The following is a 1,910-nucleotide window of genomic DNA, read 5'->3' on the forward strand; positions in this document are numbered from 1 at the left end:
CAGTTCAATCAGCGCATTATCGGCAGTTTTGTGCCGTCGCTTATGTCCGCACTGTTTTCGCCGGATACGTCTTTTACTTGACATCATTCCTCCTGCTGCGGTGCTGCTGGCAGAGGCTGCCAGTGGGTTACGATGAAAATTTTTCCTTCGAAATCTTCCATTCCCTCATCGCAATTTGTATCGCAATCCTGAAACTTGTTACTCCACGCAGGATCGAACCAAGCAGTAACGATACCGAAAGAAGAAGCAACGAGATATTTTCCATCTTTTTCCGGCATCCGCTCACTGCATTTAACCCAGCCATCCGGAATCACCGGAGAGTTGCCAGACACAATGTCGGCGCGAACATATAGCGTGTCGTCCTGATGCTGATTGTCGCTGCACCATGTTAACTCGCTGAACTCGCCGTTCTCCGGCCATACTCCAGCGGTTTGAAGCCAGATATGCTCTGGCGCTTCCTTGCATGGCGTATTAGCTGGCAACTTGTAAGCCGTCGTTACAGATTCGGCACTCTGAAGCATGGCGGCGCGGCAGTGTGTAGGCGGAGTAAAACCAATAACCTGATCGCCTTCCTGCACTAATCGAATAAGCATCGCTAGGTTATCGATAATTTCACCCTCGACGTTTCGCCATTCTTCCCGACCCTCGGTGAAGTGAATTACTGCCTTGATAACCTCGCCACTTTCCTCAGCGACCTTGTTCAGCACATAGTTGGGCTGAGGAAATTTGCGCATCGCTTTATCGGCCCGTACTCGCGCTGCGGCTACGAGCGATGAGAAGTAATCATCCGGCACAGATACCGGCGCTGGCGGGGCGGCGAATAGCGGCGTACAGGTTATTTCGTGTTCCTGAATATCATCGTCGCTAACATATTTAGTTACGTGACTGCGACTTAAATGTCCTGGATAATCGTTTTGGCGTTCATACCTATCTTGGATGACATACGCCACAGTCTCCGCTTCGAGCGATGCCAGCGCGATACGCGCCAGATCAACCATGTGCTCAGGTGTAACAGTGACGCGTTTCCCTTTATCGAAGCCGTTGAGTTGCACCTGTTCTGCCGCGTGCAGATAGTGCTCAATTTCTGCTCTGGTCATAGCGTCATAAGCTCCATTTTCTTGATGATTTCATCCTGTGATTCCTCCTCATCTTCAGAAGTAGTCAGCGCCGCATAATCGAATGCAGAACGAACCATATCTACCTCTTCTTCGGTGAAAAAGTCATCGCGATAGTCAGCCAATAAAACAGCAGAAAGACGACCACCCAGAACCTCGGTTGCCATTGATACCGCCGGCTCTTCACCATCATTGAAATCGACGACAAAAGTTACCTTACCCATCACTTCCCCTTACCGATGCCAGCGGCGGCACGTTCAGCCTCGCTTTGTTCCCAAAACCACCGGTGCAGTTCCATCAGCTCTTTGTCGAGTGGCTCGTATTCCCGGTCAAACCAGGCCTGAGCGTCTTTCTCATCCTCGCTGGGTAGTTCACCGGGACCAAACAGCGTGTTGTAAATCCATGTCAGGCCGTTCTTAGCGTCGCCAGTTCCCTGCCATTCGATAATTGCAGCCTTCATTACCAGCAAATTTTTACCAAGCAGCAGATCGACTTCTTTAAAACGCTTGCGAATATATTCATTCTCACTCTGTAATTCGGTGATGCGCTTCTCTGCGGCTTCCAGCTCATCCAGCAGCGCCAGCACGGTGGCGGGGTTGGCGGCGTCTTCACGTAATGCGCGTTTGTCGATGTTGCTCATTGGACGGCCTCCAGTTTTTCAGCCTTCAAAATCATGCGAGAACCATCATCAAGCTCCCAGCCAATTTCACCACCCTCCGCCATCACCAACTGCCACACGAGTTGCGCGGCTTCGTTGGTTACATCACGTCCACGGTCATTGCCGATACGCATACA

General features: G+C 51.0%; 3 protein-coding genes and 1 pseudogene. All 4 read right to left on the reverse strand.

What is annotated here, in order from left to right; translation table 11 throughout:
• Positions 1-83: 83 nt before the first annotated feature.
• Positions 84-1,097: a DUF551 domain-containing protein gene (locus tag GTGU_RS26455; RefSeq protein WP_245609576.1), complete on the reverse strand. Its 1,014-nt coding sequence runs from the start codon at positions 1,095-1,097 to the stop codon at positions 84-86.
• Positions 1,094-1,339 (reverse strand): hypothetical protein, encoded by a 246-nt coding sequence (locus GTGU_RS00720; RefSeq protein WP_038153433.1) that lies wholly within the window; start codon positions 1,337-1,339, stop codon positions 1,094-1,096. The genes GTGU_RS26455 and GTGU_RS00720 overlap by 4 nt, the downstream gene beginning before the upstream one ends.
• A pseudogene (locus tag GTGU_RS00725) lies at positions 1,339-1,719 on the reverse strand (ead/Ea22-like family protein); the annotation flags it as partial. The pseudogene GTGU_RS00725 and the gene GTGU_RS00720, both read right to left, overlap by 1 nt.
• A 32-nt stretch (positions 1,720-1,751) precedes the next feature.
• Positions 1,752-1,910 (reverse strand): DUF7446 family protein (locus GTGU_RS26960; RefSeq protein ID WP_425427378.1); only part of this gene is annotated, 159 nt, incomplete at its 5' end.

The sequence above is a fragment of the Trabulsiella guamensis ATCC 49490 genome, assembly GCF_000734965.1.
GTDB lineage: Bacteria > Pseudomonadota > Gammaproteobacteria > Enterobacterales > Enterobacteriaceae > Trabulsiella > Trabulsiella guamensis.

Bases quoted from the DNA above. Each gene is read 5' to 3' on its own strand.
- GTGU_RS26455 (WP_245609576.1), bottom strand. From the start codon at position 1,097: ATGACCAGAGCAGAAATTGAGCACTATCTGCACGCGGCAGAACAGGTG.
- GTGU_RS00720 (WP_038153433.1), bottom strand. From the start codon at position 1,339: ATGGGTAAGGTAACTTTTGTCGTCGATTTCAATGATGGTGAAGAGCCG.